Source organism: Actinokineospora sp. NPDC051303, from assembly GCF_055586285.1.
Genome location: NZ_JBVJIN010000021.1, coordinates 83,380 through 108,712, shown reverse-complemented (window position 1 = coordinate 108,712; position 25,333 = coordinate 83,380). Strand labels below are relative to the sequence as shown.

The following is a 25,333-nucleotide window of genomic DNA, read 5'->3' as shown; positions in this document are numbered from 1 at the left end:
CGTGGACGAGGAGGACGACGACATGCCCGACCCCAGGCGTCCTGAGGCCCGGACACCGCGCCACGACTTCGTGGCGCGGCTCAGCGGGCGGGTCGAGGGCGCTGCCGAGAAGATCGGTTCGGTGCGTGGGGCTTGATCAGACGCCGGACCGCACGGCCCGGACTGCCGCACCACAGGCGGCAGCCCTCGTCCGCGACCGGCTCAAGCAGGAGTTCGGCGACGAGGTGGCAGTTTTCGCGGGCCCCGGCCGTCCGCTCGCGCCGACCGTCCGGCTGGCGGTGGCGGTGGGGGAGAGCCGGGAGTTCGCCCGCTGGGCCCGCGCGGCGAAGCTGACCGCCCTGACCGTGGTCCTGGGCGGCGACACCGCCCCGGACACGGTCCTCGTCGGCCCCCTCGCCGTCCCCGGCAGGCCAGGCTGCGCGGAATGCGCCCGCGCCCGCAGAGTCGCCGCCGCGGCCCTCGACGCGACCTCGCCCGCCTGCTCCTTCCACACGGGCGTGACGTCCGCCCCCGGCACCCTGAAACCGGCGATCACACCCAGCCAAGCCTGTGACCCCGGCCCTCAGGACCCCCGCCTACTCGCGGCGGCCGTTTCCCCAGCCAAGCCGCCCGCGACTGTCCCGACGCCCGACGCCGACGACACGATGCGACTGAACCCAAGGGCCGCCAACGGCACCAGCGAACCGTCGCCCACTCGGCCGCCGCGAGCGGCTTCGGCGTCGGGCAAGGATGTCCGGAATCGGGTGCCGTCGTCAGGTGATGCCGAGGACACGACTCGGGGTGACGCTGCGGTCGCGGAAGGCATGAGCGAACCGGGGCTTGGCGGTCAGTCGCTGCGTGCGCCTTCGGTGGCGGTCGAGGACGTCCGGAATCGGGTGCCGTCGTCAGGTGACGATGCTGAGGACACGACTCGGGTCGGTGCTGCGGTCGCGGAAGGTGCGAGCGAGCCGGGGCCTGCTCGGTTGCCGGGGGCGGCTTTGGTGGCGGGCGAGGATGTCCGGAATCGGGTGCTGTCGTCAGGTGACGATGCTGAGGACACGGCTCGGGTCGATGCGGTGGTCGCGGAGGGTACGAGCGAGCCGGGGCTTGGCGGTCAGTCGCTGCGGGCGCCTTCGGTGGCGGGTAAGGATGTCCGGAATCCGGAGCTGTCGTCAGGTGATGCCGAGGACACGGCTCGGGTTGACGCTGCGGTCGCGGAGGGTACGAGCGAGCCGCGGCCTGCTCGGGTGCCGGGGGCGCCTTTGGTGGTGGCCGAAGGGGCTCGGAGCTCGGTGCTGTCGTCAGGTGATGTTGAGGTCACGGCTCGGGTGGAGGCGGTGGTCGTGGAGGGCGCCTGCGAGCCGGGGCCTGCTCGGTTGCCGGGGGCGGTTTCGGTGGTGGCCGAAGGGGCTCGGAACTCGGTGCTGTCCTCCGCTGACGTGGAGGACACGACCCGGGTCAACGCGGCGGTCGCTGGAGGCGTAGGCGAACCGGTGTCCGGTGGTCGGTCGGTGCGGGCGGCTTTGGTGGCGGGCGAGGACATCCGGAGCGCTCGGAACTCGGTGTTGTCCTCCGGTGATGGTGAGGACACGACCCGGGTCGACGCTGGGGGCGTAGGCGAACCGCCTGCGGCCGTGATCGGGCGGGCGCTTGATCAGCTTGTCGTGCTGGTGCGGGACTTTCTGCGCGCGGACGCCCGCGAACTCATCGACCACGTCGCCGAGTTGGGTGGGGTGGAGCCGGTGTGGCACCGGGTGATCCCGCTGCCCGCCTGCGACGTGTGCGGGGGTGCGACCGGTGGCGGCGCGGTGGCGCTGCCCGACACCGACGACGACCCGGCGGCGTTGCTGGCGGCACTCGCGGGCTGGGTCGACCCGGTGACCGGTGTCATCCCCTGGGTCGAGTTGCACCAGCCCCTGGGGGAGTCCGGGCCGCACACCGCCACCGCCGCGGCTCCGCACCTGCTCGACGCCGACGGGGTGCCGCGGGCGATGCCGATCGGGTGGGGCAAGGGGATGACCCGCTGCGCGGCGATCGAATCGGCGGTGGGGGAGGCGATCGAGCGGTACTCGGCGTCGCTGCCCGACGCGGATCGGCTGGTGTGGGCGCGGCCGGCCGACCTCGACGGGGAGATCCTGGACCCGCGCGAGTTCGCCCTCTACGAGCCCGAGCAGTACGCCGCGGCCGGGTTCCCGTGCGTGCCGTTCGACCGGCGGGTGGACCATCCGTGGGTGCGCGGCGTCTGGCTCGGGACCGACACCCCGGTCTGGGTGCCCGCCGTGTTCGCCTACCTCACCATGACGGTGCTCCCCGAGCACGTGATCTGCCAGGGCACCTCCAACGGGCTCGCCGCGGGCGCCGACGTCGACACCGCCGCCGTGCGGGCGACCCTCGAACTGGTCGAACGCGACGCGATGATGGCCGCGTGGCTCACCGGGGAGCGCGGCCGGTTCGTGGAGTTGGACGAGACCCTGGACGACGACGTCCACGCGGTGATCGAGGCGCTGCAAGCGCAGGGGCCCTCGGTCGAGGTGTACCTGCTGCCCACCTCCACCTACGGCGCCACCGCCGTCGCGCTCGCCATCGGCGACGGTCGGCGCTGGCCCGGGGTCGCCCTCGGCCTCGGCGCCGACCGCTCGCCGCGCGCGGCCATCCGCGCGGCCGTGCTCGAACTCGCCCAGACCGCCCCGCACCTGGCGACCCTGCTGCGCGAGCGCGCGCACCCGGTGCCAACGCGGCCGCACGGCGTGCGGGAGATGCTCGACCACGCCGCCTACTACTTCCCCGTCGAGCGCATCGACGCGTTCGACCGGCTGCGCTGCGGCGGCACCTCCCGGTTGCGCGACCTGCGCGAGCCCGCCCTGGACACCTCCATGACCGACCTGTCCGGCACGCTCGGCGCGACCGGGGTCCGGGTGGCCGTGGTGGACGTGACCAGCGCGGACGTGGCGACCGGCCCGTTGCGGGTGGTCCGCGCGGTGAGCCCGGACCTGCAGCCGCTCAGCTACGGCCACGGCAATGACCGCGCGCTGGTCGCCCGGCTGCGCCGCCGCGGCGTCCGCACCCGGGCGCTTATTCACCCAATCTGGTGATCAAAAGACGTTCACTCACAGTCCAGGCCACCGTCATCCGCACTCGGCAGGCTGCCGCGCATGCGCGTGACAAAGATCGCTTCAGCCGCCTTAGGCTCCCTGGTCCTGCTCGCTCTCGCCGTGGCCCCGGCCGAGGCGAGCCTCCCCTCGGTCACTGCCGAGTACGAGACGCCCCCCAACTTCGATGACGACGAGGGCGGCAACGCCGACGCCGACGACCCGGCCATCTGGGTCAACAAGGCCCGGCCGGAAGGCAGCGTCGTCGTCGGCACCCTCAAGAACGGCGGCCTCGCCGTGTTCGACCTGCGCGGTCGGGAGATCCAGCGCTTCGCGACCCCGCCAGCGCCCACCCCCGAGGCCGAGGCGGGCCGCTTCAACAACGTCGACATCATCCAGGGCGCGCGGATCGGCGGTCGGACCCTCGACCTCGCCGTGGTGTCCGACCGGGGCCGGGACCGGATCAGGGTCTACGCGATCGACGCCCGCGGCGTGCTCACCGACGTCACCACCGCCACCCCGCCGCGGGTGTTCAGCGCCTCCGAGCCCGAGGTTGACGAGCAGCGCACCGCCTACGGCCTCGCCGTCGCCGCCGACCCGGCGGGCGGCGCCCCGTGGGTGGTCGTGAGCAGGCGCCACGAGACCCGGCTGGGCGTGTTCCGCCTAGCCGACGACGGCGCGGGCCGCGTCACCTATGTCCCGGCCGACACCGTCGACCTGCCCGAGTCCTTCCCGGTCGACGGCGGCACCTGGACCCCCTGCGCCGAGCCGGGCGAGCGCCCGCAGGTCGAGGGCATGGTGGTCGACCCGGCCGCGGGCGTGCTCTACGCCGCCCAGGAAGACGTCGGCATCTGGCGCGTCCCGCTGCGCGCGGGCGCGTTCGGCGCCCCGGCGCTGGTGGAGCGGGTGCGCGAGTTCGGCAGGCCAGCGGTCTACGACGAGGCCACTGAAGAGTGCGTGTTCACCGGACCGCCCTCCGCCTCGGCGGGCGAGCACCTGTCGGCTGACGCCGAGGGGCTGACCATCGCCAACAGCGGCGGCGAGAAGCTGCTGCTGGCCTCCAGCCAGGGCGACAGCACGTTCGCGGCGTTCGAGATCGAGCGCGGCGGCATCGACCACGAGGGCGGCTTCGCGGTGGCCGACCGGTCCACTGTGGACGGCGTCCAGCACAGCGACGGCGCGGCGGTCGTCACCGTCCCGCTCGGCCAGGACTTCCCGCGCGGCCTGCTCGTCGTCCACGACGGCGAGAACGTCCCCGCGGGCGACCGGGAGAGCACCAACTTCAAGCTGCTCCGCTGGGACCGGGTGGCCGCCACGATCGACTAGCCGGGCCGCAAGGCCCCGATAACCGACTGAACCGCCCGACCGGGGGCATCGGAAGGGCGGTTCAGCCGGTTCAACGACCGTCACGGCCGTCGGCTTGGGGGTTACTTCTTCGGTTGCTGGTCTCCTGAGATCGGCTGTTCGTGCAGCGTGCGCTGCTGGGGGATGGCGACCGGCCCGGCGGCCGGGGCGGTGCTCGGGCTGGGCGAGTGGTCGTCGGTGAGGGTGGCCTCGTCAAACGGGGCCCGGCCGGTGAGCACCAGCCCAGCCTGGGCGCGGTCGAACTGCCTGGTCCAGGTGCCGATGAGGACGGTGGCCACCGCGTTGCCCGCGAAGTTGGTCAGCGCCCGCGCCTCGGACATGAACCGGTCGATGCCGACGATCAGCCCGACGCCGTCGACCAGGTCCGGCCGGTGCGATTGGAGGCCGCCCGCCAGGGTGGCCAGGCCCGCGCCGGTGACCCCGGCGGCGCCCTTGGCCGCGATGACCATGAACAGCAGCAGCGAGACCTGCTCGCCCAGCGAGAGCGGGTCGCCGGTCGCGTTCGCCACGAACAGCGTCGCCATCGTCAGGTAGATCGCGGTGCCGTCGAGGTTAAACGAGTACCCGGTCGGGACGGTGATGCCGACGACGGTCCGGCTCACCCCCAAGTGCTCCATCTTGGCGATGAGCCGGGGCAGCGCGACCTCCGAGGACGAGGTCGACAGGATCAGCAGGAACTCCCGGCCCAGGTAGCGCAGCAGGGAGAACAGGTTGACCCGCGCCACCGCCCACAGCAGCAGGCCCAGGACCGCGACCACGAACACCACGCAGGTCGCGTAGAAGCCGAGCATGATCACCGCGAGGCTGCGCAGCGCCGTCAGGCCGGTCTCGCCGACCACGGCGGCCATCGCGCCGAACGCGCCAAGCGGTGCCACCCACATGATCATCGCCAGCACCCGGAACACGAGCTTCTGCAGGTGCCCGATGCCGCGCAGCACCGGCTCGGCCTTGGCGCCCATGGTCTGCAGCCCGAACCCGACCAGCAGCGCCACCAGCAGCGTCTGCAGGACCTCACCCTCGGTGAACGCCGAGACGAGCGTCGTCGGGATGACGCCGAGGACGAACTCGATCGTGCTCTCACTGCCCGCGGCGGCTTGCCTCTCGCCGCTGGCGCGCGCTGCCTCGGTGAGTTGCAGGCCGTCACCGGGGTGCAGGAGGTTGCCCACGACCAGGCCCGCGACCAGGGCGATGGTCGACATGACCAGGAAGTAGCCCAGCGCCAGGCCGCCGATCTTGCCCACGCTCTTGGCCTTGGCCACCGCGCCGACGCCGAGCACGATCGTGCAGAAGATGATCGGGCTGATCATCATCTTGATCAGGGCGACGAAGCCCGTGCCCAGCGGCTTGAGCGCCGACCCCGCCGACGGGAACAGCAGGCCGACACCGATGCCGAGGACGACCGCGACGATGACGGCGAGGTAGAGGTAGCGGGTCCGATCCTGGCGTGGGGACTTGGTAGTCGACACTGGGCCTCCGGGGAGGGGACCGCGACACCGCGATCCCGGATCGCCGCCGAGTCTCCGGTACCGCTGTGGCCCCGGTCACGATTGCGTTCATTACGTTCATGGGCCCCGGCCGTCACACTTACCGGCATGACCGGTCGCAGACAGTGGAGTTTGGCCCACCAGCTCTTGGTGCTCCAGGTGGTGATCGTCGGCGTGCTGGTGACTGGCGGCGCGGTCTTGGTCTGGATCGATGTCGCCGAGCGGGCCAAGGAGTCCAGCGCGGCCACCGTGAAGACGCTGGCCAGGGCCATCGCGGACTCGCCGTCGGTGGTCGAGGCGGTCACCGGCCCGGACCCCAGCGGCGTGTTGCAGCCCTACGCGCACACCGTGCTCGCCGACACCGGCGTCGACTTCATCACGATCATGGACGTGGACGGCCTCCGCTACACCCACCCGAACTCGGCGGAGATCGGCAAGAAGTTCATCGGGAACACCAAAGAAGCCCTCGCCGGTCGCGCGTTCACCGAGATCTACGAGGGCACGCTGGGGCCGACGGTCCGCGCGGTTGTCCCGGTCTTCGACGCGGAGCACCGGGTGGTGGCGCTGGTCAGCGCGGGAATCAAGTTATCGGCCATCAGCGAGCAGGTGGCCGAGCGGGTGATCCCGCTGATCGGCGTCGCGCTCTTGGCGCTGGCGGTCGGCGGGCTGGGGACCTACCTGGTCAGCAGGCGGCTGCGCAGGCAGACCGGCGGCCTCGCCCCAGCCCAGCTGACCCGGATGATCGAGTACCACGAGTCCATCCTGCACGCCGTCCGCGAGGGCCTGGTGCTGGTCGACCCCCAGCACCGGGTCACCCTGTGCAACGACGGCGTGCGGGTGCTGCTCGACCTGCCGTCCGACGCGGAGGGCAAACCGGTCACCGAGCTGGGGCTGCCGACCGGGCTGGTCCAGCGGCTGCTCTCGGGCACGGAGATGCGCGATGAACTGCATCTGACCGACACCCGCGTCCTGGTGGTCAACTCCTCCACGGTGCGGTTCGACGGCCGGGTCCTGGGCACGGTGGTGACCGTCCGCGACCACACCGACCTGCAAGCGCTCACCGGCGAGCTGGACACCGTGCGCGGCTTCGCCGAGTCGTTGCGCTCGCAGGCGCACGAGGCGGCCAACCGCCTGCACACCGTGGTCTCGCTGGTCGAACTCGGCCGCGCCACCGAGGCCGTCGAGTTCGCCACCGGCGAGCTGGCCATCGCGCAGCGGCTCACCGACCAGGTGGTGGCCGCGGTGTCGGAGCCGATCCTGGCCGCGCTGCTGCTGGGCAAGGCGGCCGACGCCAGCGAGCGCGGCGTCGAGCTGCTGGTCAGCCCGGACACCGAGATCGCCGACTACGCCTTGGGCGACGACGGCCCGGTGACCCCGCGCGACCTGGTCACCATCCTCGGCAACCTGATCGACAACGCCGTCGACGCCGCCGTCGAGGGCGCGGACGCGCACCGCCCCACGGTCGAGGTCTCCGCGAAGACCAGCCCCCGCGAACTCGTGCTGCGCGTCGCCGACAGCGGCCCGGGCATACCGCCGTCCGCCCTGGACAACGCCTTCCGCCGCGGCTGGTCGACCAAGGGCGGCGCGGGCCGGGGCCTCGGATTGGCCCTGGTGGGTCAAGCCGTCCGGCGGGCAGGTGGCACGATCGATGTGGGCCGCGATGTCGGCGCGGTGTTCACCGTGCGGCTGCCGGTGCGGATGGGGGAGCGCGGGTGATCAGTGTCCTGGTGGTGGAGGACAACCCGGTGGCGGCGGACGCCCACCGGCACTACGTCGAGCGGGTGCCCGGCTTCCGGGTCGCGGGCGTGGTCCACTCCGGCCGCGACGCGCTGCGTTTCCTCGACGCGACCACCGTCGACCTGGTCCTGCTGGACCTCTACCTCCCCGACGGCCACGGCCTCGACGTCGTCCGCGCCCTCCGCGCCGCGGGCCGCACCGCGGACGTGATCACGGTGACCTCGGCCAGGGACCTGGCGATCGTCCGCGCGGCCGTCTCCGCTGGCGTCGTCCAGTACCTCCTCAAGCCCTTCACCTTCGCCACCCTGCGCGACAAACTCAACGGCTACGCCAAGTTCCGCGCCCGAGTCAGCGGCCACGGCGAAGCAGCGGGCCAAGCGGAAGTGGACGAGGCCTTCGGCGCGCTCCGCAGCACCGAGAACCTGGCCCTCCCCAAGGGAATGAGCAGGCAAACCCTCGACGCCGTCATCGAAGCCGTCCGCACCTCCGACGGCGGCCTCTCCTCCGGCGCCGCAGCCGACGCGGTGGGCGTCTCCCGCGTCACCGCCCGCCGGTACCTGGAATACCTGGCGGACACCGGTTTAGCCGCCCGCCGCCCCCAATACGGCGCCGTGGGCAGACCCGAAGTCTGGTACCGCTGGGCAGGCTGACCGCCTCTGGCCGATGGCTGCGCCCGCCAGGTCCCACCCGGCGGGCGCGAGCGGCCAAGGCTAGTCGGCATTCGGCTGGGCGTACCCCTTCAAACCACCGAAGTCGATGATCGTGCAATCCTCGTCACCAAGAGTCCACGCATCGTGACCAGGCGGAATATGGACCGCGTCACCAGGCCCGACCTCGCTCTCCCGGCCATCGTCCATGACCACCTTCATCCGCCCGGACAACACATAGCCGATGTGCTCCACCTGGCAGCTGTCCGTGCCAGCCAACGGCTTCACATCATTCGACCACCGCCAGCCAGCCTCGAACGTCCCGAGACCAACCGGCCCACTGTCCAGATTCACCAGATCCACATGCCCGTGCCCAGGAAACGGCCGGACCTCGTCAGGTGCTGTGAAGTTCTTACTCTGCAACTCGCTCATCTGTGGCACTCGCTTCCACTGTGAGGTATTCCGGCGACCCTCTTCAGCTGCGCTGACACCAGAACAAGCAACGGTAATAACCACCACAGCCCCGGACTAGAGCACTTCTGCTCTGTACGCCCAGTCACCCCACGTGTCCACTGTGGTCAAACCGACCAGCCAGGCCGCATCCGGGCCAAACCGCCCTCCACGAGGGCCGAACCAGCGCTCGCCCAGTGCTCGATGGGGTGGAGTGGTTTCTTTGGGGGAGAAGGAAGATCCCTAAACTTGCCGTGGTCGTGGGGCCGAAGGCTCCCCACCCGTCTTTCCCACGACGGGATCTTCCTTCGTAGGGGCCCCAAAGAAACCACTCCACCCCATCGAGCAGACCCCGGAACCCAGCCCGGGAGCCACTCCGCCCCACCGAGCAACCCCCAGAACCGACCCCTCAGTACACCGGCCCCGTGTACTTCTCCCCAGGCCCCTGCCCAGGCTCATCCGGAAACGCCGACGACTCCCGAAACGCCTTCTGCAACGACTGCAACCCGTCCCGAATCGGCGCGGCATGCGGCCCCAGGTACTCCACCGACGCGGTCACCAGCCCAGCCAGAGCCGTGATCAGCCGCCGAGCCTCGTCCAAGTCCCGATGCGGGCTGCTGTCCGGATCGGGATCAGCCAACCCAAGCCGCTCAGCGGCGGCGGACATGAGCATGACCGCGGCCCGGCTGATCACCTCCACACTGGGAATATCAGCGAGGTCGCGGCTGTTGAGATCGTCGCCGGTGGCGGATCCGGGCGTTGCGGAAGCTTCGTTCACGGTCTGCTACCCTTGCACGTGCGACCAGCCCCCGTTAGCTCGGGGGCGGCAAAGTGGAGCCCCCGCTCCCACCCGAGTCACCTGACGGCGGCCGGGTCCGGTTGCCAGGGCCTCACTGTCGTGGGGTCATGGTGTCTCGGCGCTTGTTGTCGGGCAATCGGTCGGAAGCGGGCCCCGTGTGCCATCAGGCAGCGGGGCTCGAAGCAGTTTTGGGGACCTCACGTGCCGCGCACGTCAGGCGAGTGACCGCATTCGCCGGGCGCGTCTGCCCGCCTGGGCAGGCGAGGATCGCAAACGGACCAAGGAGGCCCCATCAGCACGGAGACACGCATCAACGACCGCATCCGCGTGCCGGAGGTCCGACTCGTCGGACCCAATGGCGAGCAGGTCGGGATCGTCCGCATCGAGGACGCGCTCCGGCTCGCGCAGGAAGCGGATCTTGATCTCGTCGAGGTCGCACCACAGGCACGCCCGCCGGTTTGCAAGCTCATGGACTTCGGCAAGTTCAAGTACGAGAGCGCGCAGAAGGCCCGCGAGTCCCGGCGCAACCAGGTGCTCACCGTCATCAAGGAGCAGAAGCTCCGGCCGAAGATCGACTCCCATGACTACGAGACCAAGAAGCGCAACGTGGTGCGCTTCCTTGAGCACGGGAACAAGGTCAAGGTCACCATCATGTTCCGCGGCCGCGAGCAGTCCCGCCCCGAGTTGGGCTTCCGACTGCTGCAGCGGCTCGCCGAGGACGTGCAGGAGCTGGGCTTCGTGGAGTCGTCCGCCAAGCAGGACGGCCGTAACATGATCATGGTCCTGGCGCCGCACAAAAACGTGAAGCCGAAGCCGAAGACGACCGCGGCGAGCGCGAACTCCGACGAACCGAGCGAGAGCTCCACCGAGGAGTGACCGGACCGGGGGCCACTCGCCCCCGGTCGAAGAACACCCCCGAATGCCGCCGTGGGCGCCACTGGCCCTCCGGCGGCACGAGACGAGGATCGAACATGCCGAAGATGAAGACCCACTCCGGGACCTCGAAGCGCGTCCGGGTCACCGGCAAGGGCAAGCTTCGCCGCCAGCAGGCGGGTCTGCGCCACAAGCTGGAGAAGAAGCCGACGTCGCTGACCCGCAGGCTCTCGGGTACCGCCGAGGTGGCCAAGCCGGACGTCGCGCGCCTCAACAGGCTTCTCGGCCGCTGAGGCCACCCCACCCCGATGACCACCCGGGCGCGGTGTTGCACCGCGCCCACTAGATCGACAGGACGGACCCGTGGCACGCGTCAAGCGGGCGGTAAACGCCCAAAAGAAGCGCCGCACGACTCTTGAGCTCGCCAGCGGTTACCGCGGCCAGCGCTCGCGGCTGTACCGCAAGGCCAAGGAGCAGGTGCTCCACTCGCTCAACTACGCCTACCGGGACCGTCGTGCCCGCAAGGGTGACTTCCGCAAGCTGTGGATCCAGCGGATCAACGCCGCTGCCCGGCAGAACGGCATGAGCTACAACCGCTTCATCGAGGGCCTGCGGGTCGCCGGTGTCGAGGTCGACCGCAAGATCCTCGCCGAGCTCGCGGTGAGCGACCCGACCGCGTTCACCGCGCTGGTCGACCTGGCCCGCGCGAACGCGGGGACCCAGGGCAAGGCCGCTTCCTGAGCACGCGCTCCCAGCGACCCGGGGCAGAGCCGTTCACCGAACGGACGCCCCGGGTCGCTGCCGCTCGGCACCTGACCCGCCGCCCGGGCCGGGAGAAGGCGGGCCGGTTCCTGGCCGAGGGCGCCCAGGCCGTGCGCGAGGCCCTGACGCACGGGCGCATGCACGAGCTGTTCGTCACCGAGGCCGCCGCAGCCCGCAACCAAGACCTCATGCTGCGCGCCGACGAGCGCGGGCTGCCGATCTCCGTGGTCACCGACAAAGCCGCCTCCGGTCTGTCGGAGACGATCACGCCGCAGGGGATCGTGGCGGTGTGCGACCTGGTGGACCGGCCGCTGGCCGAGGCGTTGGCCGGGCCGCCGAGGCTGGTGGCCGTGCTGGTCGGCGTGTCCGACCCGGGCAACGCGGGGACTGTCACCCGGGTCGCCGACGCGGCCGGGGCTGGGGCTGTGCTGTTCGCGGGCGACACCGTTGACCCGCACAACGGCAAGTGCGTGCGCGCGTCCACCGGCAGTGTCTTCCACCTGCCGATAGCCCGCTCCCGTGACATCGCCGAAGTGTTCGCCGCGTGCCGGGCGGCCGGTCTACGGCTGGTCGCCGCCGATGGTCACGCGAAGGCCGACCTTGACGACGCGGCGGACGCGGGCGAACTCGCGGCTCCGACGGCCTGGGTGTTCGGCAGCGAGGCGCACGGCCTCGCCGACGACGTCCTGTCCGCTGTGGACGCCGTGCTAAAGGTCCCGCTTTACGGCGCGGCGGAAAGCCTCAACCTCGGCACCGCCGCCGCCGTGTGCCTCTACGCCTCCGCGCGAGCCCAGCGCCGATAAAGCCGATAAACCCGACGCCGCTGGAGCCGCTGGTCAGCGGTCCAGGTGGGTCGTGAGCGAGCGGATCACGGGGTCGGTGTCGACGGGCTTTCCCTGTTCCTCCAGCGTCCGCGCAAGGGTGCCCAGGATGGAGCCGATCATGGCCGCGTCCGACTCCTCGGTCACCAGGGCCGCGGCCCGCCGGGCGTCGGACTCCGCGCCCGCCACGTCGTCCAAGTCCAGGCGCAGGCGGGCGGCGCGGCCCGCCAGGAACGCGTGCCAGTCGCTGTTGCCCAGGCACACGGCGTACTCCTCGGCGAGCTGGTTCATGGCCAGCGCCTCGCTGAACTGCTCGTGGTGGGCCAGCAGGGCGACCCGGAAGCCGACCACATCGGCCAACTGGTCCAGCGCGCCCGGCGCCGACTCGTCCGCGAGCAGCGCCCCGGCCTCCTCCAGCGCCGCCATGCCCGCGGCCAGGTCGTCAAGGCCGATCGCGTGCGCCAGCTTGACCAGCGACTCGCTGGCCGCGACCGGTGTGTCCGCGGCCAGCCAGTTGTCCGCCGACGCGCGGAACGCCGCGGCGGCCTCGGCGTAGTCGCCCAGTTGCAGTCGGGAGTCGCCCAGCTGGAACAGCAGATGCCCGCGCAGCCCGTGGTCGTCGTCGGCCGAGGCCGAGGCCACCGCGGCGAAGTGCGCGGCCGCGGTCTGGTGCTCGCCAAGATTGCGGCAGGCCAGCCCAAGTCGGTAGCGGATATCCGACACAGCTTCCTGGTAGTCGGCAGGCATCAGCCGCAGCGCCTCTTCCAGCGTCTCGGCGGCCTCCAGGTCCCGACCGGTGGCCAGGTAACCCGCCGACAGGTGCAGGCACGCTTGCGCGACCCCGCCCGGTGGCAGGTGCCTGCGCGCCTCGGCGACCGCGTCGAGCAGCACCGGCAGGTGCTCGCCCGCGATGCCCGCCTGGTCGACCAGGCTCGCGTACTGCATCAGCGCCTCGGCGACCCACGGGCCGGGGTAAGTGCGCGCCAGCGCCACGAACCGGTCGAACTGGGCCAGCGACTCCGTCACCCGTCCCAGGTTGGCCAGCAGCCGGGCGTGGTGTCCGCTCACCGCGAGCCGGGTCGACTCCGGCCACGGGCCGGTCTCCTCCAGCTTCACCACGATCGCCAGGGCCGTCTCCAGCTCGCCCGCGTGGCCGTGGATCTCCGCACGGGTGTTGCCGACCGCGCCCAGCCGCTGCGGGGCCCGCTCGGCCGCGATCCGCTCGGCCACGTCCACCTCGGCGAGCGCGGCGGCGATGTCGGTGTGCACCAGCAGGTCCGCCGACGCCAGGTGTCCGCGCAGCGTGGCGACCGGGTCGTCCAGCCGCCGCGCGCCGATCCGGGCGAGTTCGGCGTGCGCCGCGGCCCGTTCGGACTCCTCCGCGGAGTCGAGCAACTCAGCCAGGAAAGCGTGCAGGCGGACCGTGGCGGCGTCCTCGCCCGCCGTGGCCAGCCGGTCCAGCAGCGGCAGCAGCGCCTCGGCCAGCTCGGCGGGCGCGCCCCGCTGCACCAGCCAGACGCGGTGCACGGCCAGCCGGGCGGCGAGGCCGTCGGGCAGCACCGCGTCCAGGTCGGCGGGCAGGGTGGCCAGCAGCCGGGCTCCGGTGAACAGCTGCCCGTCGTCCAGCGCCGCGCACGTTCGCCGGGCCACCTCGACCGGGTCCCCGACTGGTTCCGGCGTCGCGGCGACGGGCTTGGCCGCCGCGGTGGCGGGCACGGCCACCAGCACCGGATCGGCGTCGGCCAACGCCAGCGTGGCCGCCACCCGGCCGCTCACCGCGTCCGTCCCGTTGCGACGGTCGAACTCCGCGGCGGTCGCCAGCGCCGTCGCGACGCAGTGCGCCCGCAGCGCCTCGCCGTCTATGCGTCGCGCGCCCAGCGTGAACGACAGCGTCTCGCGGTCCGGCAGCCTGCTCAGCAGCAGCGCGGCCGCGGCGGCGAAGTCCTGGCCCACCCTCGGGCTCGGCGGGTCGGTGAGCACGTCGAGGTTGTCGGCGAGGATTTCCAGCCCGCGCTGCCCGTTGCCGGTGACCGCGCAGAACCGCAGGTGCGCGTGCAGCGCGGACTTGCCCTGCGGGGTGCCGCGCACGACCCGGTAGGCCACCAGGTGCGCCCGGGCCGCCTCGGCGAGCTTGCCGGTGGCCAGGTAAGCCTCCAGCAGCGAGGTCAGCACCCCGTGCGGCTGCTCGGCGCACTCCGACGGCGCGTCGAGCACCGGCTGGGCGACCGCGATCGCGTCCTCGAACCGGCCGCGCGCGACGAAGTAGCCGACCTGGCTGTCCACCACGCACGCCGGGCAGTCGCTCATGTCGTCGGGCTCCGCGGCCCGCCACGCGGCGAAGTGCGCGTCGGCGGCCGCGGTGTCGCCGACGTGGTGGGCGAGCGCCCGCCGCTTGTCGTGCACCGGATGCAGCGAATAACCGTGCAGCCGGTAGCGCTCTTCGAGCTGGTCCACCAGCGCGGTGATCTGCGCCAGGGTGAACCGGGGATCGCCGAGCAGGCCGGTCGGCAGCCACTTGTGCATCCAGCTGAACTGGTGCACCGCCCACGGGTCGAACGCCTCCGGCGCGCGCCGCTCGGCCGAGCGCAGCCAGGCGAACGGGGCGAGCATCAGGTCGTACCGGCGGATCTCCCGGTAGGCGTTGATCAGGATCAGCCGCGCCGCAACGCCCAGCTCGGCCAGCCCGGCGCCGTCCGCGGTGCGCACGGCGCGCTCCAGCGTCTCGCACTTCGACCGCCCGGCTGGCAGGTCGTCGGCCTGGTGCAGCAGGTGCGCCAACCGCTCGCGCAGGTCGTCCGGGTCCGGCGTCGGCTCCGACACGGCGTGTTCCTTCCGGGGAGTGGTCAGCGCCCGATGGCGCGGTCGAGCAGGTCCAGGAACGACCCGGTCAGGGCAGCGGTGTCGACGGGGCGCAGCGGCCGGTGCGACTGGAGCAGCGCGTGGACGTAGAGCGCCCGCACCGCTGACTCCAGCAGCCCGGTGTCCGACACCGCGGCCAGCCGCGCCACCAGCGGGTTGCGCGAGTTGAGCACCAGCGTCTGCGCGGCCCCGGACCCCGCGTCGACCAACTGCCCCAGCATCTCGCTCCACAGTGGATCGGCGTCCGCGCGGGCCTCGGCCGCGTCCCGCCTGCGCGCGCCGTCGGCGTCGGCGACCAGCAGCGCGGGCAGCGACCCCGGGTCGAACTCGCGCAGCGTCGGCTCGCAGTCGTGCGCGTCGAGCACCGCCGCCGCCGCGGCCATCGCGGCGGCCAGGGCGAGCTCGGTCTCCGCGCTCGGGCGGCCCAGCGCGGCCAGCAGCTCGCGCGGGTCGACCCGGCGGGCGGTGTCCGGGCCGTCGCGCTCGGCCAGTCTGCGCAGCAGGTCGGTGTCGTAGGCGTAGCCCGCGTTGACCAGGCCGATGTTCTGCGCCCGCGCGACCGGGGCGAGCTGGCGGAACTCGTCAACGTCCGGGGTGTAGAGCACGGTCGGGTGCGTGCGGCGGAACTGGCGCAGCGGCAGCGCGCCGCGCGTGGTCTCGTACGGCAGCCACCGCTCGGCCAGCCGCAGCAGCTCGTCGTCGACCAGCGCGAGCGACTTGATCCCCAGGTGGTGCGCGGCGAGCAGCGCGCCCGCCCGGTCCGGCTCGGTGGCGTCCAGGCGCACCAGCCAGTCCCGCAGCCGGGTCCCCAGCGCGTCGCGCACCGCGAGCAGCGTCTCGTCCTCGTAGAGCGCCTCGCGGCTCGCCGTGGGCCGCAGCGCCGAGGTGTCCACCACGCACCGCACGAAGTACGCCCAGTCCGGCAGCAGCCCCTCGACGGATGTGCCGACCAGCATCCGCTTGAGGTACACCCGGTGCGACTGCCGCCCGCCCGGGTGCGCCCCGGCGGGCAGCACGAACGCGGCCCCGGTGAGCCCGGCCGCGCCGAACTCCAGCGGCACCACGTCGAACGGCTCGAAGCCCAGGGTCTCGCGGCAGTACGCGGCCAGCCGCGCGCGGTGCCCGTCCACCGGCTCGCCCGGCGCTCGGGTCCACGGCAGCCCGTCCCCGGTGACCACCCGGCGCCCGGAGCCGCCGACGACGCGCACCTCGTAGGGCAGCAGCGAGCCGAACTCCTCGGCCAAGGCGGCCACCGTGTCGTGCTCGGTCCAGTGGTCGCAGTCGCGGCGCGGGACCAGGGTCACCGTCGTGCCGACCGCCGACCGCGCGGACTCGTCCACCTCGACGGTGTAGGTGCCGTCGCCGCGCGCGGCCCAGGACACCGCTGGCCCGCCGTGCGCCGACCGGCTCACCAGCCGCACCTCATCGGCCACCAGGAAGCAGGACAGCAGACCCACGCCGAACTGGCCGAGGAAATCCCGCCGGGCGAAGCCCAGTTCGTCCCGTTTGGACGTGCCGCCCAGCGTCGAGAGCAGCGCGTGCACCTCGGCCTCGGTCAGGCCGACGCCGGTGTCGGTGATCCGCAGCGTGCCGTCGCCGGTGTGCTCGGGGCACTCGATGGCGATCTCGGCGGGCGCGGCCGGGTCGAGCAACCGCCGCGCGGTCACCGCGTCGACCGCGTTCTGCAGCAGTTCGCGCACATACACCCGGGGGCTGCTGTAGAGGTGGTGGCTGAGGAGATCGATGACGCCGCGCAGGTTGACACCGAATGTCTGGGCCAAGGTGTGCACCTCTGCGCGGGAGACTGGGCGGGCGAGCGGAAAGGCGGCCACGGCACGATCGACCTGCCGGTGTCACCGTACATGTGTCCTGTTGGGCCGGTGCCCCCTTCACCCGCCCGAGCCAAGGCGTGCCGCCACATGGCGCAGCGCCGGGGCGGGCGCGGGGAAACCCGCGCCCGGGGACCCGCCGCGCCGTGGACGTAACTCGCTGCGGGCGCGGAGGGGGGATCACCTAGGATCGACCTGTTCACCCGGCCCGACCGGGTGTGCCGCCTGGCCGCCACAGGACCCCCGGGGAGCTGTCCACCAACCATGTCCGGAGCCAACGACTCGTACGACCCCAAGGAGGTCGCGGCGCTCGCGCCGGACCTCCTCCAGGCCGCGGTCGAGAAGGCCCGCGAGGAGTTCTCCTCCGCGGCCGACCTCGACGCGTTGGCCGCGGTCAAGCCCGCGCACCTCGGCGAGAAGTCGCCGCTGCTGCAGGCCCGCCGCGAGATCGGGGCGTTGCCGCCGAAGGCGCGCGCCGAGGCGGGCAAGCGGGTGAACGAGGTCCAGCACCTGGTCAAGGCGGCCTTTGACGAGCGCCGCGCGCAGTTGCAGGCCGAGCGCGACGAGCGGGTGCTGCGCGACGAGGGCGTCGACGTCACCCTGCCGTGGGATCGTCAGCCCGTGGGCGCCCGGCACCCGCTGACGATGATCTCCGAGCGGATCGGCGACGTGTTCGTCGGCATGGGCTACGAGGTCGCCGAAGGCCCCGAGCTGGAAGCCGAGTGGTTCAACTTCGACGCGCTGAACTTCAAGAAGGACCACCCGGCGCGCACGATGCAGGACACCTTCTACGTCGCGCCCGAGGGCTCCGGCCTGGTGCTGCGCACGCACACCTCCCCGGTCCAGGTCCGCGCGCTGATCGAGCGCGACCTGCCGGTCTACGTCGTCTGCCCCGGCCGCACGTTCCGCACCGACGAGCTGGACGCCACCCACACCCCGGTGTTCCACCAGGTCGAAGGGCTCGCCGTCGACAAGGGCCTGACCATGGCCAACCTCAAGGGCACCCTCGACGCGTTCGCCAAGGCGATGTTCGGCGAGCAGGCGCACGTGCGGCTGCGCCCGTCGTACTTCCCGTTCACCGAGCCCTCCGCCGAACTCGACGTGTGGTTCGAGGAGAAGAAGGGCGGCGCGGGCTGGGTCGAGTGGGGCGGTTGCGGCATGGTCAACCCCAACGTGCTGCGCGCGTGCGGCATCGACCCCGAGGTCTACTCGGGCTTCGCCTTCGGCATGGGCCTGGAACGCACCCTGCAGTTCCGCAACGGCATCCCGGACATGCGCGACATGGTCGAGGGCGATGTCCGGTTCACCCTTCCCTTCGGCACGGAGGCGTAGTGCGGATCCCCGTCAGCTGGCTGGTCCAGCAGCTTGAACTCACCGAGCAGTACCGGGAGCTGTCCGCCCAGCAGGTCGCGGACGCCTTCGTGCGGGTCGGCATGGAGGTCGAAGAGGTCACCGACCTCGGCCCGGTCACCGGCCGGGTCGTGGTCGGCCGCGTCGCCGAGATCGAGGAGCTGACCGAGTTCAAGAAGCCCATCCGCTTCTGCACGGTCGAGATCGGCGAGCCGGAAGACCCCGACGACGCCGAGCCGGAGACCACGCAGGTCATCTGCGGCGCGACGAACTTTGTCGAAGGCGACCTGGTCGTGGTGGCGCTGCCCGGCGCGGTGCTGCCCGGCGGCTTCGCCATCTCCGAGCGCAAGACCTACGGCCGGATCAGCCGCGGCATGATCTGCTCGGCGCGCGAACTCGGCCTCGGCGACGAGCACGCGGGCATCCTGGTCCTGCCCACCGGCGAAGAGGCCGCGCCCGGGGACGACGCCATCGACCTGCTCGGGCTGACCGACTCGGTCATCGAGCTGTCGCTGACCCCCGACCGGGGCTACTGCTTCTCGCTGCGCGGCCTGGCCCGTGAGCTGGCGTGCGCGCTCGACGTGCGGCTGATCGACCCGGCCGCGATCGACGTGCCCGCCGCGGAGGGCGAGTCCGTCCCGGTGACGGTCGCCGACGCGCAGGCCTGCCCCCGGTTCGTCGTGCGTCGGGTGACCGGGGTCGACCCGACCGCGCCGACCCCGTGGTGGATTCGGCGTCGGCTCATGCTCGCGGGCATCCGGTCGATCTCGCTGGCCGTGGACATCACCAACTACGTGATGCTCGAACTGGGCCAGCCCATGCACGCCTACGACACCGCCCGGCTGAGCGGCGGCATCACGATCCGCCGCGCCGAGCCGGGGGAGAAGCTCGTCACCCTGGACGACATCGAGCGCGCGCTCGACCCCGACGACATCGTGGTGTGCGACGAGTCCGGCCCGATCGGGCTCGCGGGCGTGATGGGCGGGGCGAGCACCGAGGTCCGGGCGGACAGCACCGACATCGTGCTGGAGGCCGCGATCTGGGACCCGGCCTCGATCGCCCGCGCCGTCCGCAGGCACAAGCTGCCCAGCGAGGCGGCCAAGCGCTTCGAGCGCGTGGTCGACCCGGCGCTGCCGCCCGCGGCGCTGGAGCGCGCCGCGCGCCTGCTGCGCGAGTACGGCGAGGGCAGCATCCACCCCGGCCGCACCGACGTGGGCAGGCCGACGCTGCCCGCGCCGGTGGTCATGCCGATGGACCTGCCCGACCGGGTCGCCGGAATCCGCTACCAGCGCGGCGTCACCGTGAGCCGGTTGCAGCAGATCGGCTGCCAGGTGGACGTCGGCACCGCCGAGGACGGCACGCCGGTCGTCACCGCGCTGCCGCCGAGCTGGCGCGCCGACCTGAACCAGCCCGCGGACCTGGTGGAGGAGGTGCTGCGGCTCCAGGGCTACGAGACCATCCCGTCGGTGCTGCCCGCCGCCCCCGCGGGCGCCGGGCTCACGCCTGCGCAGCGCCGCAGGTGCCGGGTGTCGCGCTCGCTGGCCGAGCACGGCTTTGTCGAGGTGCTGCCGTTCCCGTTCGTGTCCGGCGCGGTGTGGGACGCCTTCGGCCTCGGCCCCGACGACGCGCGGCGGCGCACTGTGAAGGTGCTCAACCCGCTGGAGGCCGAGCGCGCCGAACTGGCCACCACCCTGCTGCCCGGCCTGCTGGAAACGGTGTCCCGCAACGTGTCCCGGGGCGCGCGCGACCTGTCGCTGTTCCACATCGGACAGGTCGTGCTGCCGCGCACCGAGCAGGTGCCGATGCCCGAGGTCGGCGTCGCGGACCGCCCGAGCGACGCGGACATCGCCACCCTCAAGGCCGCGCTGCCCAACCAGCCGGTGCATGTCGCCGTCGTCCTCACCGGCAACCGGCGGCCGCCGGGCTGGTGGGGGCCAGGTGAGCAGGCGAGCTGGGCGGACGCGGTGCAGGCGGCGCGGCTCGTCGCCGAGGCGGCCGGGGTCGAGCTGACCGTGGCGAAGGGCGACCTGCCGCCCTGGCACCCGGGCCGCTGCGCGCGGCTGAGCGTCGGCGGCTTCCCGGTCGGCCACGCGGGCGAGCTGCACCCGAAGGTGGTCGAGGCGCTGGGCCTGCCGCAGCGCACCTGCGCGATGGAACTGGACCTCGACCTGCTCCCGCTGGTCGAACGCAGGCCCGCGCCCTCGGTGTCGCCGTACCCGCCGGTGCTGCTCGACGTCGCCCTCGTGGTCGACGCCGACGTGCCCGCAGCGGAGCTGACCCGCACCCTGCGCGGCGGTGGCGGCGACTTACTCGAAGACCTGCGCCTGTTCGACGTGTTCACCGGCGAGCAGGTCGGCGAGGGCAAGCGGTCGCTGGCGTACTCGCTGCGTTTCCGCGCGCCGGACCGGACGCTCACCGTCGAAGAGGCCACCGCCGCGCGCGACACGGCGGTCGCGGCGGCGGCCGAGCGACATGGCGCCGCGCTGCGCGGCTGAGCCGAACAGACCACGATGATGGCGGGCGCCCAGGCGCCCGCCATCATCGTCTCGGCGCTATCCGATCCGAAATCAGACTCGACCCGGTGCCACGGTCAGCCGCTTTCCCCACCGGAGCACATCCGCGCGGACGACCACGACGAAAAGGGGCATGAGTGAAGAGAATCGTGGCGGTAGTCGCCGCCGCCGTCACCGTGGCCGCTGGTGCGGCCATGGCGCCCGCGGTGCTGGCCGCGCCAGGGGAAACCTCGCCGGGCCAGGTGGCTTACGACCCCGCGCCCATCGCCTGGGCCAAATGCGCGAGTCCAGCTTTGTCGCGGCGCGGCGCGCAGTGCGGTTTCCTTGAGGTCCCGTTGGACTACGCGCGCCCGGACGGACCCAAGATCAAGCTCGCGGTGTCGCGGATCAAGGCCAAGGTCCCCGCCGAGCAGTACCAGGGCGTCGTGGTGACCAACCCGGGCGGTCCCGGCGGGGCGGGTGTGATGCTGTCGGTCCTCGGCGAGTTCGTGCCCAAGCAGGCGGGCCTGGCCTACGACTGGATCGGGTTCGACCCGCGTGGCGTCGGCGCCAGCCAGCCCGCCCTCGCCTGCGCGGGCGACCACTTCGGGTACAACCGGCCGCCCTACGTGCCGGTCACCAAGGAGTTGGAGCGGACCTGGCTGGCGCGGTCGGCGAAGTACGCCGCCGCGTGCGACGCCGCGGGCGGCGATCTGCTGGACCACGTGAAGACAGTCGACACGGTCAACGATGTCGACGCTCTCCGCAAGGCGCTGGGACAGGAGCAGATCACCTACTACGGCTTCTCCTATGGCACGTACCTCGGGCAGGTCTACAGCACCCTCTACCCCGAACGCGTGCGCCGGATGGTCCTCGACGGCAACATCGACGCCCGCAAGGTCTGGTATCAGGCGAACCTCGACCAGGACGTCGCCTTCGACCGCAACATCAAGATCTACTTCGACTGGGTCGCCAAGCACGACGCCGTCTACCACCTCGGCGCCGACGGCGAGGACATCGAGCGGCTGTTCTACGCCGAGCAGAAGCGGCTCATCACCGAGCCCGCGGGCGGCGTCATCGGCCCCGACGAGTTCACCGACGTCTTCTTGAAGGCCGGGTACTACGTGTTCGGCTGGACGGACGTGGCCGCCGCGTTCTCCGCCTGGGTCAACGAGCGCGACTTCGCTCCGCTCAAGAAGCTCTACGACGACGCCAACCCCCAGGGACCGGGCTCGGACAACAGCTACGCCATGTACCTGGCGACCCAGTGCACCGACGTGCAGTGGCCGACCAAGTGGAGCCGCTGGCGCGCGGACAACTGGCGGACCTTCCTGCGCGCCCCGTTCGAGACCTGGGGCAACGCCTGGTTCAACGCGCCCTGCCTGACCTGGGGCGCGGGCGCGGGCAAGCCGGTGGAGGTCAACGGGTCGAAGGCCCCGGCCATCCTGCTGATCAACGAGACCCTGGACGCCGCCACCCCCTATCCGGGCAGCCTGGCCACCCGTGACCGCTTCCCGAAGTCGGTGCTCATCGAGGGCGTGGGCGGCACCACGCACTCCGGCTCGCTGAACGGCGTCGCCTGCATCGATGACCAGATCGCCGACTATCTGGCCACCGGCAAGCTGCCCGCTCGCAAGCCGGGCCGAGGGTCGGACAGCCAGTGCGACCCGGTGCCCCAGCCGGACCCGGCCGCGGCCGGGCAGCAGCGCACCGCCGCCTCGGAGTCGGGTGACCTCACCCGCGCGGACCTCCAGCGGATCATCGTCGGCGCGCGCGGCTGAGGAGCGGTCAGCTCAGGTGCTTAAGCGCCTCCCGGCGGGAGAGCGGTGACAGCCCGGGGTGGGTGTCCACGAAGTGGCGCACCCACCCCGGTTCCGTTTTCGCGAACTCGCGCAGCGCCCAGCCGATCGCCTTGCGCAGAAAGAAGTCCTGGTCGTCCATAGTGGACTCGATGGTGGCGGCGAGCAGGTCCGTGTCGGTGTCCGACCTGGCGCCGAGCTGGCAGATCACCGAGGTGCGCCGCTTCCACCGGTCCGGATCGGTCGCCCAGTCCCGCAGGACCGGCGTCAGCGTTTCCCGGTTGGCGCGTAACAGCGGTCCGACGTGGCGCGCGGCCAGTTCGTCCACGAAGTCCCACCAAGCCCCGGTGACGATCAGCTCCTCGTGCAGCGGCAGCAGGTCGACCGCGACCCAGTGCGCGTACCGCTTGTGCCCCAACAGATCGAGCGCGACATAACGCTCCTCTCGGAACTCGGCGCCGCGCCACAGCGCGGTGACCGCGTCGAGCCACTGGCCGCGGTCGGCCACAGCGTGCTCGGCCACCAGGTCGCGCACGAGCGCCGCCCGCGCGGGCTTGGGCACACCGCGAAACGGCATGTCCGACTTCATGTACCGCCGCATCTCCGGCGCCTTCACCGGGTCCGCGACCGCGGCCAGGCCCCGGCGCGCCGCTTCGACCAACTCACTGTCCACACTGGGCAAGCTACTCCCCAGGACCGACAGTCGCGGAAACGCGAAAGCGCCCCACCGGTGGGGCGGTGGGGCGCTTTCGTCGTCCGTGGCCCGATTTCGGGCCGCTCACGCCGCCTTGCCGCGCCTGCCGGTCACGCCGAGCAGGACCAGCGCGGCGGCGATGAGAACGATGTTCTTGAGGACGAACTCACCGGTGGTGGTGAGCAGTAGCGGATTTCCGTCGGTCATCACCAGCGTCGGAGCCTGGATGAACACGAGGAAAGTGCCCGCGAGGTGTGCCGCGACGACGACCAGCGCCAGCCGCCGCGGCTTCCCGATCAGCAGGGCCACCCCGAGCAGGATCTCGAACCAGCCGAGAACGGGCATCAGCACGCTCTCGTCCAGCCAGGGCAGCGTGGCGTGCACGATATCGGCGACCGGTGAGTCGCCGGTCGCTTTCAGCACGCCGAACCAGAGGAACACCAGGCCGAGCGAGACGCGCAGGGCGGGCAACGCGACCTGCCCCAGCACTCGCTCGACCCGGGGCCATAAACCTTCCGGTGATTCCGGTCTGCTTTCCTCGACCTCAGTGTGGTGTGTGATGGACATCGACAGCTCCCTGATCCGTGTGGAAATTTCCTGACGCGGGGGAGTCGATGGAGAGGACGGGCTGCTGTCAGTCGCCGAGAGGGTTGAGCAGGTCTGCCTTGCCCTCAAAAGCGAACAGCAGCAGATCGGTCATGCGGAACGTGTTGCTGTCCGGGCCGAGCGTGGGTCGCCACGACGGCTCGCGGACGATGGAGGTGCGGCTTCCCTCCATGGCGCGGTGGAAGACCTCGGCGACAATGCGGCCGCCGACCGCGCCGAGCTTTCCGTTGTTGAACTCGGCTTCCCGCAGGATGTAGAACCACAACGGGGTCGCCGTCGTGATCGCCGTTTCCTGCTCGTCGGTGAGCGGGCCGATGTCCGCGCCCTGGTTGCCCTGCAGAAGCTGCTCGGCGGTCAACGGCGGCACACCGAAGAGTTGCGCCATCTGCTGTCCGGTGGCCAGGCGGACCATGTTGGCCCGGGTCAGGTTGCGGAAAGCGAGATTGCGCTGAATCTCCGGGAACGTCGTGCCCCGGCCGTCGAACGTGCCCGCGGGCAACTGCGTCAGCGGGTTCACCAGGAGGCTGTCGATCCGCTTGGCCACGTTCCCGCCACCGGTGGCGGCCGGGGCGGCCAGGTCTGGACGGCCCGCCTCGGTGAAGTCGTAGAGCCTGCGGAAGTCCGCGATCCAGTTGGTGGGCAGCCGGTCCAGGGTCCCCGAGTTCGGGTCGTCCAGTTGCGCTGGCGAGCCACCCTGGAAGTTGCCGCTGATGCCGGTGAAGGCGAACAGCAGGTCCAGCGTGGCGATGGGGCCGCGGCCGCCACTGCGGAACACCCGGTTCCATTGGTACGCGCCCCGGACCATGCTGTGGCCGAAGCGGTAGGCCGCGACCGCGAACTCGATCGGCATCGTCGGGCGCAGCCCGCGCGGGAACCCGCCGCGGCCGGGCACCTCGAAGAAGCGACGGCCGTTGGTGAACACGTCGTCCACGATCGCTGGATCCACGATGCGCGGCAGGTGGTCGGTGCGCAGCATCCACTGGTAGTGGCGCACGACCTGCCCCCGGGCCATCTCGAACAGCCGCCGCTCGGAGACGCCCTTGAGGGCCAGGTCATCCACCACGCGGTTGTGGAACCGGATGAACGCCAGGTGCGTCTGGGCGACCACCAGGTTCTCGTCGTTGCGGGTGTCGGGGATCAGTGGCTTGCGCCGGTCCGCGCGCGTCCCGGTGTTGCCGCCGACCCGAGGCAGGTCGAAGCCCTCCATGTCAATCCGGACCCCGCCGTCGCCCTCTGGGAAATCCACTCCGGCCGTCGTGCCCATCTTGAGCTTCACGCCGTCCGCGGCGTAGAACTTGCGGTCGTCCCGGTCGGTGGGGCCGCGGCCATACACCGAGTCCAGGTCGAGCGCGGGCGAGCGGCCCTGCATCAGCTCGTCGAGGGTGACGTCCTCGCCAAGCTGCGATTCGGTGCGGTCCAGCGTCAGGTCGTGGTCCACGAACTGGCCGAGGTAGGTGAATCCCGCCGGGACCGCCGGGTCGTCCAGTTGCGTGCCCCCGGCGGTGATGGCGGTGGCCAAGGCGATCCTGGTCGCCTCGTCGGTCTGCGGGCCCTCGGGGCCGAGCCGGGAGAAGCGGAAACGCCGCAGCTCCTCGGCGGTCGAGGGCTGCGATGCCGTCGGCTCGCCATTGGCGTCGAACTCAAGCACTCCTTCGCCGACGACGAAGAAGCTGTCGCGCCCGTGTTTTCTCATAAAAC

19 protein-coding genes are annotated in these 25,333 nt (G+C 71.8%); 11 read left to right on the top strand and 8 right to left on the bottom strand.

Annotated elements, in window-relative coordinates; genetic code table 11:
- Positions 1-125 precede the first annotated feature (125 nt).
- Entirely contained in the window at positions 126-3,071 is a 2,946-nt protein-coding gene (locus tag ACZ6SD_RS18180) for a YcaO-like family protein (protein ID WP_465318087.1), read from the top strand.
- Between the two features lie 60 nt (positions 3,072-3,131).
- Entirely contained in the window at positions 3,132-4,394 is a 1,263-nt protein-coding gene (locus tag ACZ6SD_RS18175) for a phytase (protein WP_465318086.1), read from the top strand.
- A 101-nt stretch (positions 4,395-4,495) separates the two neighbouring features.
- Here ACZ6SD_RS18175 and ACZ6SD_RS18170 read toward each other — a convergent pair whose 3' ends face one another.
- Entirely contained in the window at positions 4,496-5,899 is a 1,404-nt protein-coding gene (locus ACZ6SD_RS18170; RefSeq protein WP_465318085.1) for a cation:dicarboxylate symporter family transporter, read from the bottom strand.
- A gap of 126 nt (positions 5,900-6,025) precedes the next feature.
- Here ACZ6SD_RS18170 and ACZ6SD_RS18165 point away from each other — a divergent pair, with 126 nt between their 5' ends.
- Together ACZ6SD_RS18165 and ACZ6SD_RS18160 are read left to right on the top strand one after the other, a co-directional pair.
- Positions 6,026-7,633, top strand: a complete 1,608-nt coding sequence (locus ACZ6SD_RS18165) for an ATP-binding protein (RefSeq protein ID WP_465318084.1) — start codon at positions 6,026-6,028, stop codon at positions 7,631-7,633.
- A complete protein-coding gene (locus tag ACZ6SD_RS18160) occupies positions 7,630-8,304 on the top strand; it encodes a response regulator (protein WP_091447425.1) in 675 nt (224 codons plus the stop codon). The genes ACZ6SD_RS18165 and ACZ6SD_RS18160 overlap by 4 nt, the downstream gene beginning before the upstream one ends.
- A 60-nt stretch (positions 8,305-8,364) precedes the next feature.
- Here ACZ6SD_RS18160 and ACZ6SD_RS18155 read toward each other — a convergent pair whose 3' ends face one another.
- Both ACZ6SD_RS18155 and ACZ6SD_RS18150 read right to left on the bottom strand, forming a co-directional pair.
- On the bottom strand, positions 8,365-8,733 hold the full coding sequence (locus ACZ6SD_RS18155; protein ID WP_465318083.1) for a cupin domain-containing protein: 369 nt from the start codon (positions 8,731-8,733) through the stop codon (positions 8,365-8,367).
- A 427-nt stretch (positions 8,734-9,160) separates the two neighbouring features.
- On the bottom strand, positions 9,161-9,529 hold the full coding sequence (locus ACZ6SD_RS18150) for a DUF1844 domain-containing protein (RefSeq protein WP_465318082.1): 369 nt from the start codon (positions 9,527-9,529) through the stop codon (positions 9,161-9,163).
- A 273-nt stretch (positions 9,530-9,802) separates the two neighbouring features.
- Here ACZ6SD_RS18150 and infC point away from each other — a divergent pair, with 273 nt between their 5' ends.
- The 4 genes from infC to ACZ6SD_RS18130 all read left to right on the top strand — a co-directional run bounded on the left by infC (position 9,803) and on the right by ACZ6SD_RS18130 (position 11,988).
- Entirely contained in the window at positions 9,803-10,426 is a 624-nt protein-coding gene (infC, locus tag ACZ6SD_RS18145) for a translation initiation factor IF-3 (RefSeq protein WP_465318114.1), read from the top strand.
- Positions 10,427-10,521: 95 nt separating this feature from the next.
- The gene (gene rpmI / locus ACZ6SD_RS18140) at positions 10,522-10,716 is read left to right on the top strand and encodes a 50S ribosomal protein L35 (RefSeq protein ID WP_091447419.1); all 195 of its coding nucleotides are present in this window, start codon (positions 10,522-10,524) and stop codon (positions 10,714-10,716) included.
- 70 nt (positions 10,717-10,786) lie between these two features.
- The gene (gene rplT, locus ACZ6SD_RS18135) at positions 10,787-11,164 is read left to right on the top strand and encodes a 50S ribosomal protein L20 (protein ID WP_465318081.1); all 378 of its coding nucleotides are present in this window, start codon (positions 10,787-10,789) and stop codon (positions 11,162-11,164) included.
- On the top strand, positions 11,161-11,988 hold the full coding sequence (locus tag ACZ6SD_RS18130) for a TrmH family RNA methyltransferase (protein ID WP_465318113.1): 828 nt from the start codon (positions 11,161-11,163) through the stop codon (positions 11,986-11,988). The genes rplT and ACZ6SD_RS18130 overlap by 4 nt, the downstream gene beginning before the upstream one ends.
- Positions 11,989-12,021: 33 nt before the next feature.
- On the opposite strand, the gene ACZ6SD_RS18125 is transcribed toward ACZ6SD_RS18130, so the two are convergent.
- A complete protein-coding gene (locus tag ACZ6SD_RS18125) occupies positions 12,022-14,826 on the bottom strand; it encodes a hypothetical protein (RefSeq protein WP_465318080.1) in 2,805 nt (934 codons plus the stop codon).
- A 23-nt stretch (positions 14,827-14,849) separates the two neighbouring features.
- Positions 14,850-16,655: an HSP90 family protein gene (locus ACZ6SD_RS18120; protein WP_465318112.1), complete on the bottom strand. Its 1,806-nt coding sequence runs from the start codon at positions 16,653-16,655 to the stop codon at positions 14,850-14,852.
- A 303-nt stretch (positions 16,656-16,958) separates the two neighbouring features.
- Here ACZ6SD_RS18120 and pheS point away from each other — a divergent pair, with 303 nt between their 5' ends.
- From pheS to ACZ6SD_RS18105, 3 genes are all read left to right on the top strand, one after another.
- Positions 16,959-18,026 (top strand): phenylalanine--tRNA ligase subunit alpha, encoded by a 1,068-nt coding sequence (pheS, locus tag ACZ6SD_RS18115; RefSeq protein ID WP_465318079.1) that lies wholly within the window; start codon positions 16,959-16,961, stop codon positions 18,024-18,026.
- Positions 18,026-20,539, top strand: coding sequence for a phenylalanine--tRNA ligase subunit beta (pheT, locus tag ACZ6SD_RS18110; RefSeq protein WP_465318078.1), 2,514 nt, complete (start codon positions 18,026-18,028; stop codon positions 20,537-20,539). The genes pheS and pheT overlap by 1 nt, the downstream gene beginning before the upstream one ends.
- Positions 20,540-20,694: 155 nt before the next feature.
- Positions 20,695-22,317, top strand: a complete 1,623-nt coding sequence (locus tag ACZ6SD_RS18105; protein ID WP_465318077.1) for an alpha/beta hydrolase — start codon at positions 20,695-20,697, stop codon at positions 22,315-22,317.
- Between the two features lie 7 nt (positions 22,318-22,324).
- Here the strand turns inward: ACZ6SD_RS18105 and ACZ6SD_RS18100 are convergent, their stop codons facing one another.
- The 3 genes from ACZ6SD_RS18100 to ACZ6SD_RS18090 form a co-directional block, all read right to left on the bottom strand.
- Positions 22,325-23,017, bottom strand: coding sequence for a DNA alkylation repair protein (locus ACZ6SD_RS18100; protein ID WP_465318076.1), 693 nt, complete (start codon positions 23,015-23,017; stop codon positions 22,325-22,327).
- Positions 23,018-23,113: 96 nt separating this feature from the next.
- Positions 23,114-23,518 (bottom strand): DoxX family membrane protein, encoded by a 405-nt coding sequence (locus ACZ6SD_RS18095; protein WP_465318075.1) that lies wholly within the window; start codon positions 23,516-23,518, stop codon positions 23,114-23,116.
- 145 nt (positions 23,519-23,663) lie between these two features.
- Positions 23,664-25,328, bottom strand: coding sequence for a peroxidase family protein (locus ACZ6SD_RS18090; RefSeq protein ID WP_465318074.1), 1,665 nt, complete (start codon positions 25,326-25,328; stop codon positions 23,664-23,666).
- Positions 25,329-25,333 lie beyond the last annotated feature (5 nt).